The organism is Streptococcus handemini (genome assembly GCF_040984445.1).
GTDB lineage: Bacteria > Bacillota > Bacilli > Lactobacillales > Streptococcaceae > Streptococcus > Streptococcus handemini.
This window is the reverse complement of sequence record NZ_JBFRYH010000073.1, coordinates 1-8,442: the sequence shown is the minus strand read 5'-3', so window position 1 is coordinate 8,442 and position 8,442 is coordinate 1. Positions and strand designations below refer to the sequence as shown.

The following is an 8,442-nucleotide window of genomic DNA, read 5'->3' as shown; positions in this document are numbered from 1 at the left end:
TAATAAGCAAACAATTTCTAACTTTTCTTCTACTGATTTTGGACTTCTTTTGGACATGTGAAAACTCCCCTTATAGTGTCTAGTGAATTTTGGTTTTTTCACTGTCTACTATATGGGGAGTATATCAATGAACAGAGGATAATATTTTTTAATATGAGGTAGAGCAGTTTCAAACATAGTGTAGCCTCCTTCCGCCAGGTTAATTCAGAAACACGAACCCTCTTTACCTATAGTCTACTCCTAAGTAAACAAAAAAGCCACTAGATGTGGGTTCTAAAGTGTGACAGCGGATACAAAAAAACGAGAACAATCTTGGCTGCCAAGTCTCAATTGTCCTCACTCTGTTTTCTATTTTCCCATTGCCAAAGGCTTACAGCTGATGAACCAAGTAGTCAAACAACTGTCGGTTGCTATCACAGTTTTTGCATAAAAATTCCGGATGCCATTGGACTGCTAAAATCGGCAATCTCCCGCGTCCCTCTACAGCTTCAATAGTCCCATCACGCGGATTACGAGCCGTCACCTTCAGTGCAGATGCTAACTCCTTGATACTTTGATGATGAAAAGAATTGATTGGGCTACCTTCGGCAAAAAGTTGGCTCACACGGCTATTTGGTCTTACCTGCAAGCCATGCGATGTTCCTTCTAATTGTGGCTGCCAATGGTGTTTGACTTCTTGCGTCAAACTACCACCTAGCGCAACATTTAAGAGCTGCATCCCACGGCAGACAGCAAAAATCGGTTTTCCTTGTTTGAGCGCTTCTTTAATTAAAGCCAGTTCGAATTGGTCTCGCTCAAGTGAATAATCATCACTGTTGATCAACTGCTCTTCGTCATAAAATTGCGGACTGACATGCTGCCCACCAGAAAGGATTAATTTATCAATCATCTGAACATAATCTTTAGCCATTTCAGGTGTCCCAATCGGAATAACAATCGGCAATCCTCCCGCGGCTTTAACCCCTTCAGCCAAATCCTTAGCCACCGCAACATAGGTCAAACCAGACATCGGTGGCAGTTCCTTTTCATTTCCTGTAATTCCAACAATTACTTTTTTCATTACCGCACCTCTTTCTTTAGCTTTGTCTTCTATGGTATCACGTGCTCCCAACACTGTCTAATATAGATGCTTTATCGCTTCTTTAAAAATTTTTATCATCTACAAACAGAACTTTTATCGTTTGCTATTTTTAAAACCTATATCGTTTTTATTATTTCATTGAATCACCAGAGTCCCCCGTATAGTTTCTAGCTATGTCTATTCCTAATCATTTTCAATTATACAAATGCTCATTTTTCTGTTAGGATAATGTCAAGAATAAGATTGGAGGCGCTTTTATGGCAACAAGTATCGTTGGTTTCCCACGTTTGGGAGAATTTCGTGAATTAAAATTTACAACGGAAAAATATTTCAGGGGAGAAATCGGAGAAGCTGAATTAGTAGAAACAGCTAAGGATCTCCGCAGTAAACATTGGAATTTGGTGAAGAAAGCAGGTATTTCTGAAATTCCAAGTAATGACTTCTCCCATTACGACAACGTTTTAGACACCGCATTTCTCCTCAATGTCGTGCCAAAAGCCGTACAAGACTTGGACTTAACGGACTTAGAACGTTACTTTGCTCTTGCGCGTGGCTATCAGGGAGAAAAAGGAGATGTCCGAGCGCTACCGATGAAAAAATGGTTTAATACCAACTACCACTATATCGTACCGAAATTTGAAAAAGATACGGAAGTGACACTTTCTTCCCATAAAATTTTTGATGAATTTCAAGAAGCAAAGGCGCAGGGCTTGGTGACGCGTCCTGTTTTAATCGGTCCCTTCACCTTCTTGCAGTTAGCAGACTATGAAGAAGGACTTACACCTGCTGATTTTGTCGAGAAAATTGTCGCAACCTATCAAGAAGTCTTTGAACGATTAGCAGAACTTGGGGCTGAAAAGATTCAGCTTGATGAGCCAAGCTTGGTCAAGGACCTCTCTCATGAAGAAAAAAATCTTTTCCTAACGATTTACAAGCAACTCTTAGCGGATAAGAAGGGCTTGACTATTCTTCTACAAACCTACTTTGGGGATGTGCGAGATGTGTATACTGACTTGATTTCCCTACCAATTGACGGATTAGGACTTGACTTTGTTGAGGGGAAAAAGACGCTTGAACTCGTCTCAACAGTTTTCCCTTCTGATAAGGTACTCTACGCAGGAATTGTCAATGGAAAAAATATCTGGCGCAATGACTACGAAAAGAGCCTTGCGATTTTAGAAAAAATTCCTGTTGACAATATCGTGCTAAATACCTCTTGTTCGCTCCTTCACGTGCCATTTACCACAGCCAATGAAGCATTTGAAGCAGAGGTCTTAGAGCATTTTGCCTTTGCAGTGGAAAAACTAGCGGAACTCCGTGACTTGGACGCCATTATGACAAGGGACGAAAAAGAGATTTTAGAAAAGAACAAGACCTTGTTTGCCGCAGAACGTGTTGGCAAAAATACAGATTTGGCACGTCGCATCGCAGGTTTGACAGACGCGGATTATACCCGCTTACCAGCCTTTAGCGAACGTGAGAAGCTACAGGCTAAACGCCTCAACTTGCCAGAATTGCCAACGACAACAATTGGTTCTTTCCCACAAACAGCTGAAGTACGCGATACACGCCTTGCTTTCAGAAAGGGGAACATTTCAGCCCAAGCCTACGATGCATTTGTCGCAAAACAGATTGATGATTGGATTAACTGGCAGGAAGAAGTTGGCTTTGATGTCCTTGTCCACGGCGAATTTGAACGCAATGACATGGTGGAATACTTCGGACAAAACTTGTCTGGCTACCTCTTTAGTAAGAACGGCTGGGTTCAATCCTACGGTATGCGTGGCGTGAAGCCACCAATCATCTGGGGTGATGTTACGCGCTTGCAGCTGATTACGGTCAAATGGTCTAGCTATGCTCAAAGTAGGACTACGAAGCCTGTCAAGGGCATGCTGACAGGACCTGTGACCATTCTCAACTGGTCCTTCCCGCGTGAGGATATTTCGATTAAGGAGTCAACCTTACAGATTGCCCTTGCGATTAAGGAAGAGGTGCTTGATTTAGAAGCAGCAGGTATCAAGATTATCCAGATTGATGAGGCTGCACTCCGTGAGAAATTGCCGCTGCGCAGAAGCGACTGGTACGAAGACTACCTCGATTGGGCGATTCCAGCCTTCCGCTTGGTGCATTCAACGGTCGCGCCTGACACACAAATCCACACCCACATGTGCTACAGTGAATTTACCGATATTATTCCAGCCATTGACAATATGGATGCAGATGTCATTTCGTTTGAAGCGAGTCGATCAAATCTCGTGATTTTGGATGAATTAAAAGCGCAGAATTTCCAAACACAGGTTGGTCCTGGAGTCTATGATATCCATTCACCACGTGTGCCAGCTGAGGGTGAGATTGACCAGACCATTCAAGCTATTTTGGCAAAAGTTCCTAGTCGCAAAGTTTGGATCAATCCCGACTGTGGATTAAAAACGCGTGGTATCAAAGAAACGCGTGAAAGCCTCGTTCGACTCGTAGAAGCGGCGAAAGCAGCTCGTCAAAAAATTCAGCAGTAACAGGAGGAGAGAATCTCGTTTTCTCCTCTCTTATCAGAAAGGAAAAAACAATGGTTCACACTCCTAGTCTTTCATTTGAAGTATTTCCGCCAAATCCAGCAGCGGGAAATGAAAAAATCTTTGCAGCTCTAAGGGATATGCAGGATTTATGTCCTCATTTTATCAGCGTGACCGCGAGCAATAACAAGTTCAATCTTGAAGAAACAACTGTTTGCTTAGCAAATCATATTCAAAATGACTTGGGTATCCCGTCTATTGCGCATTTACCGGCTATCTATCTGACCAAGGAGCAAGTTGCCAATATTTTGACCTCCCTTGATGAGATTGGAGTGCATAAAATCCTGGCTCTCCGTGGGGATATCTTGCCTGATGTGGCTCCTCAAAAGGATTTTCAGTATGCGACTGATTTAATTTCTTTTATCAAGGCGGAATCACCCCATTTTGATATTATCGGTGCTTGTTATCCAGAAAGCCATCCAGATTCTCCTAGTCAGATTGCGGATATTAAGCATTTAAAGAAAAAGGTGGATGCAGGATGCTCGACTCTTGTGACTCAATTATTTTTTGACAATGAGGTCTTTTATGATTTTCAAGAGAAGTGCCATTTAGCGGACATTGAAGTCCCGATTTTGGCAGGCATTATGCCCATCATCAACCGCAATCAGGCTCTGCGCTTGCTGAACACTTGTGAAAATATCCGCTTACCACGGAAATTCCGAGCAATTTTGAACAAGTACGAACACGACCCCGAATCCTTAAAAGCAGCAGGTCTAGCCTATGCCATTGACCAGATTGTCGATTTAGTCACACAGGATGTCGCAGGAGTCCATCTCTATACAATGAATAACCCACAAGTTGCGAACTATATCCACCATGCTACTTATTCTCTCTTCAAGCATTCCGCTGTATAGTCGAACGTTCCTACTTCCCACTCCCCTTTCTATTTTCTTGATAGAGAAGGTGTTTTGCGTTACAATAGAGTTATGATTACAAAAGAATTCGATACCATTGCAGCCATTTCCACTCCTTTAGGAGAAGGGGCTATTGGAATTGTCCGTTTGTCTGGGAGTGAGGCAATTGAGATTGCAAATAGCATTTTTAAAGAAAAAAATCTACAGAAAGTAGCCAGCCACACCATTCACTATGGTCATATTCTAAATCCGATGGAGAATATCGTGGTTGATGAGGTGATGGTCTCGGTCATGAAAAACCCGAAGACCTTTACACGTGAAGACATTGTAGAAATCAATACTCACGGTGGGATTGCTGTCACCAATGAAATCCTTCAACTTGTTATTCGTCAAGGAGCGCGATTAGCAGAACCTGGTGAATTTACAAAACGTGCCTTTTTAAATGGCCGCGTTGATCTCACTCAGGCAGAAGCTGTTATGGATATTATCCGAGCCAAGACGGATAAGGCCATGCACCAAGCTGTTCAACAATTAGACGGTTCCCTTTCTGCTCTCATTAACAACACTCGTCAGGAAATTCTCAATACACTTGCCCAGGTTGAAGTTAACATTGACTATCCTGAGTATGATGATGTGGAAGAAGCTACAACCGAGCTAGTCCGTGAGAAAACCATGGAATTTCAACAGCTTTTGGAACGCCTGCTTAAAACAGCACGCCGAGGCAAGATTCTTCGCGAAGGAATCGCAACAGCCATTATTGGTCGTCCCAATGTGGGGAAATCAAGTCTCTTGAACAATCTGCTACGAGAGGATAAGGCTATTGTCACGGACATTGAGGGGACAACACGTGACATCATCGAAGAGTATGTCAACATCAACGGTGTCCCCCTCAAACTGATTGATACTGCAGGGATTCGTGAAACTGACGATATAGTAGAAAAAATCGGCGTCGAACGCTCCAAAAAAGCTCTCGAGGAAGCAGATTTAGTCCTTCTAGTCCTCAATGCTAGTGAGCTCTTAACAGAACAAGATCGCCAGTTACTAGCAATCAGTCAAGATAACAATCGGATTATTCTCTTAAACAAGACAGACCTACCGATTCAAATCGAGCAAGACCAGCTACCGGTTGATACGATTTCGATTTCTGTCTTGACCAATCAAAATATTGATCAAATTGAAGAACGCATCAATCAACTCTTCTTTGAAAATGCAGGACTCGTTGAACAAGATGCGACTTACCTCTCCAACGCTCGACATATTTCTCTCATTGAGCAAGCGGTTCAAGCCTTGCAAGCCGTCAATGAGGGACTAGAAATGGGCATGCCAGTTGACCTGCTTCAAGTCGATTTAACGCGCTGCTGGCAAATTCTTGGTGAAATTACTGGAGATGCTGCGCCAGATGAGCTGATTACACAACTATTCAGCCAATTCTGCCTCGGAAAATAGGAGGATCGCATGTCTGTAAGATTGATTGCCCACGCCTTGATTCAACACAGGCAGGCTTATCTTGTTCTCAAACGCTCCTCTATCAAGCGAGGACAAGCAAATGTCTACCCTCGAAATCAGGCTTTGCAGCCTTCTACGAAAATATAAAACAAATAAATTGGAGAGAACATATGAAGTTTACCGTTAAAGAAATAACAGATAAAGAAGAGAAGGAAAAGATTTCTAAGGAAGTTCTTTATGATCTTCCAGAATGGTTTGGTATGCCAGAAAGCACAGAAGAATATATCACTGATTCACAAGACAAACCTTTCTTGGCTTCTTTTTATCAAGATGAGATTGTAGGATTTATTGTTTTAAATACTACAAGTCCAGACTGTGCGGACGTATTTGTAATGGGAATAAAAAAGAAGTTTCACCGACAAGGTGCAGCAACACAATTAAATGAAGAGTATGAAAAACTAGCTAAGGAATTAGGATACATATATTCCCAAGTGAAAACAGTTCAATCTGGCCACTATGAAGAATATAATATTACAAATAGTTTTTATACTTCGGTAGGTTATAAGGAGTTAGAAGTATTTCCAACCTTATGGGATGAATGGAACCCTTGCCAAATTTACATTAAATATTTAGGAGATTAAACATATAATAATAAGCCTCCATACGTGACTTGAATATAGTTTCTATAAGTATTGATTTGACTATACGATTTTACAGGTGAAAGTGTTGAAGTAGGAGAATTGCCCCAGGACGCCGCTCGACGTGAAAGCCTTGAAGAAGCCAATCAACTTATTACCATTTCTGCTATTCTACACGAAGACAGCCAATTAGACAGAGAAAAACAGACTGTCTTCACACGTTTGGTCTACGCTGCTTCTATCAACGAGGAGCGTCCCATTCTCCTTGACCCAGAAGAACATACTGACTTTCGTTGGATTGAGTCGTTAGAGGAAGAGCAAATCGTTCCTTATCTATACGAACTTTTCCCAACTGCTCCTCGGAATATTACTAGATGACATCATTATAAATGCCCCTTGGAAAATTTCCAAGGGGCATTTATGTTCTTTAAAATCCTTCGACGTTTGTATAAACTTTTTGAACGTCTTCGTCATCTTCTAAAACATCATACAATTTTTCGAAGCTTGCAAGGTCATCACCTTCTAGAACAACTTCTGACTGAGGTATCATTTCTAGCTCAGTCACTTGGAATTCACTTGTCCCTGCTTCACGCAAGGCTACAAGGGCTTTGTGCAAGTCAGTTGGTGCAGTATAAACTGTAATCGTTCCTTCTTCTGCTTCCACATCTTCTACATCCACATCTGCTTCCAGCAATTGCTCAAAGATGCTATCTGCATCGTCACCTGCAAAGACAATCACTCCCTTGTTGTCAAACAAGTAAGAAACCGAACCGCTGGCTCCCATGTTTCCACCATTTTTACCAAAAGCAGCACGGACATTTGCTGCTGTACGATTAACATTAGACGTGAGGGTGTCAACGATGAGCATTGACCCATTTGGACCAAATCCTTCATAGCGACCTTCTACGAACGTTTCGTCTGTGTTTCCTTTTGCCTTGTCAATGGCTTTATCAATGATATGTTTGGGTACTTGTGCTTGCTTAGCACGGTCAATAACGAATTTCAAGGCTGTATTGGTTTCTGGATCTGGATCGCCTTTTTTCGCTGCGGCATAGATCTCGACACCGAATTTAGCATAAACTTTTGAGTTTGCTCCGTCCTTAGCTGTTTTTTTGGCTACAATATTGGCCCATTTACGTCCCATGAGGAACCTCCTACATTTTTTTCAATCGGTTTATTATACCACAAGATTGCCTATTTGAGAAGATTTTTGCTATTTTTTAAGTATACAGTCGACTTATATAGTCTAACGATATATAATAAAACTATACAGTTAGACGATACAAATAAAAAGGAAGAACAATGAAACGCAATAAACACCTACCGCTGACCGAAACGACCTACTATATCCTATTTGCACTGCTTGAGCCGAACCACGGATACGCCATTATGCAGGAAGTGGAAACCATGAGCGAGGGCGATGTTCGTATCGCAGCAGGCACTATGTATGGGGCGATTGAAAACCTCCTCAAACTGGAGTGGATTATTGCTGTACCAAGCACGGACAGTCGTAGGAAAATGTACCATATCACCCCGACAGGCAAGGCTATTTGGGCACTCGAAACCGAGCGCATGCGAAAGTTGAGTACTCTTGCTAGCCGTTTTAATTTTTAAGGAGTTCCCCTATGAAAAAGCATAAAATACTCGTGGTGCTAGTTAATCTCAAAGTATCTCAAATTATAAGCAAGTATAATTTGTTCAATTCTCAACTGCAATCCTGTTAAGCTTCTAGTTAATGTCTGTTCGACATCAAAAAGAGCACAAAGTTCTGAAAATCGAGTTTCAATAGTTCGTCTCATAGCCAACAATTTCCAATGATTATGTTGTTTAGCCCCTGTCATATTTTGACGCAA

8 protein-coding genes and 2 pseudogenes are annotated in these 8,442 nt (G+C 41.8%); 7 read left to right on the top strand and 3 right to left on the bottom strand.

All coding sequences use genetic code 11. The features are described 5' to 3' along the window. Positions 1-370: 370 nt before the first annotated feature. On the bottom strand, positions 371-1,060 hold the full coding sequence (locus tag ABPH35_RS09510; protein WP_349989495.1) for a gamma-glutamyl-gamma-aminobutyrate hydrolase family protein: 690 nt from the start codon (positions 1,058-1,060) through the stop codon (positions 371-373). Positions 1,061-1,338: 278 nt separating this feature from the next. On the opposite strand from ABPH35_RS09510, the gene metE reads away from it, so the two are divergent. From metE to ABPH35_RS09480, 6 genes and pseudogenes are all read left to right on the top strand, one after another. After that, positions 1,339-3,594: a 5-methyltetrahydropteroyltriglutamate--homocysteine S-methyltransferase gene (gene metE, locus ABPH35_RS09505; RefSeq protein ID WP_349989496.1), complete on the top strand. Its 2,256-nt coding sequence runs from the start codon at positions 1,339-1,341 to the stop codon at positions 3,592-3,594. A gap of 50 nt (positions 3,595-3,644) precedes the next feature. After that, positions 3,645-4,505, top strand: a complete 861-nt coding sequence (metF, locus tag ABPH35_RS09500) for a methylenetetrahydrofolate reductase [NAD(P)H] (RefSeq protein WP_349989497.1) — start codon at positions 3,645-3,647, stop codon at positions 4,503-4,505. A gap of 72 nt (positions 4,506-4,577) precedes the next feature. After that, complete coding sequence (mnmE, locus tag ABPH35_RS09495) at positions 4,578-5,951, top strand: tRNA uridine-5-carboxymethylaminomethyl(34) synthesis GTPase MnmE (RefSeq protein ID WP_349989501.1); 1,374 nt, start codon at positions 4,578-4,580, stop codon at positions 5,949-5,951. Positions 5,952-5,960: 9 nt separating this feature from the next. Then, positions 5,961-6,098, top strand: coding sequence for a hypothetical protein (locus ABPH35_RS09490; protein ID WP_405054579.1), 138 nt, complete (start codon positions 5,961-5,963; stop codon positions 6,096-6,098). Positions 6,099-6,121: 23 nt separating this feature from the next. Further along, positions 6,122-6,592: a GNAT family N-acetyltransferase gene (locus tag ABPH35_RS09485; RefSeq protein ID WP_349989498.1), complete on the top strand. Its 471-nt coding sequence runs from the start codon at positions 6,122-6,124 to the stop codon at positions 6,590-6,592. Positions 6,593-6,655: 63 nt separating this feature from the next. After that, positions 6,656-6,967 (top strand): annotated as a pseudogene (locus ABPH35_RS09480) (NUDIX hydrolase); the annotation flags it as partial. Between the two features lie 49 nt (positions 6,968-7,016). Here ABPH35_RS09480 and ABPH35_RS09475 read toward each other — a convergent pair. Continuing rightward, positions 7,017-7,733 (bottom strand): YebC/PmpR family DNA-binding transcriptional regulator, encoded by a 717-nt coding sequence (locus ABPH35_RS09475; RefSeq protein WP_349989499.1) that lies wholly within the window; start codon positions 7,731-7,733, stop codon positions 7,017-7,019. 158 nt (positions 7,734-7,891) lie between these two features. On the opposite strand from ABPH35_RS09475, the gene ABPH35_RS09470 reads away from it, so the two are divergent. Beyond that, a complete protein-coding gene (locus ABPH35_RS09470) occupies positions 7,892-8,203 on the top strand; it encodes a PadR family transcriptional regulator (protein WP_349989500.1) in 312 nt (103 codons plus the stop codon). Positions 8,204-8,241: 38 nt separating this feature from the next. On the opposite strand, the pseudogene ABPH35_RS09465 reads toward ABPH35_RS09470, so the two are convergent. Next, a pseudogene (locus ABPH35_RS09465) lies at positions 8,242-8,442 on the bottom strand (IS982 family transposase); the annotation flags it as partial.

Bases quoted from the DNA above. Each gene is read 5' to 3' on its own strand.
- ABPH35_RS09510 (WP_349989495.1), bottom strand. From the start codon at position 1,060: ATGAAAAAAGTAATTGTTGGAATTACAGGAAATGAAAAGGAACTGCCA.
- metE (WP_349989496.1), top strand. From the start codon at position 1,339: ATGGCAACAAGTATCGTTGGTTTCCCACGTTTGGGAGAATTTCGTGAA.
- metF (WP_349989497.1), top strand. From the start codon at position 3,645: ATGGTTCACACTCCTAGTCTTTCATTTGAAGTATTTCCGCCAAATCCA.
- mnmE (WP_349989501.1), top strand. From the start codon at position 4,578: ATGATTACAAAAGAATTCGATACCATTGCAGCCATTTCCACTCCTTTA.
- ABPH35_RS09490 (WP_405054579.1), top strand. From the start codon at position 5,961: ATGTCTGTAAGATTGATTGCCCACGCCTTGATTCAACACAGGCAGGCT.
- ABPH35_RS09485 (WP_349989498.1), top strand. From the start codon at position 6,122: ATGAAGTTTACCGTTAAAGAAATAACAGATAAAGAAGAGAAGGAAAAG.
- ABPH35_RS09475 (WP_349989499.1), bottom strand. From the start codon at position 7,733: ATGGGACGTAAATGGGCCAATATTGTAGCCAAAAAAACAGCTAAGGAC.
- ABPH35_RS09470 (WP_349989500.1), top strand. From the start codon at position 7,892: ATGAAACGCAATAAACACCTACCGCTGACCGAAACGACCTACTATATC.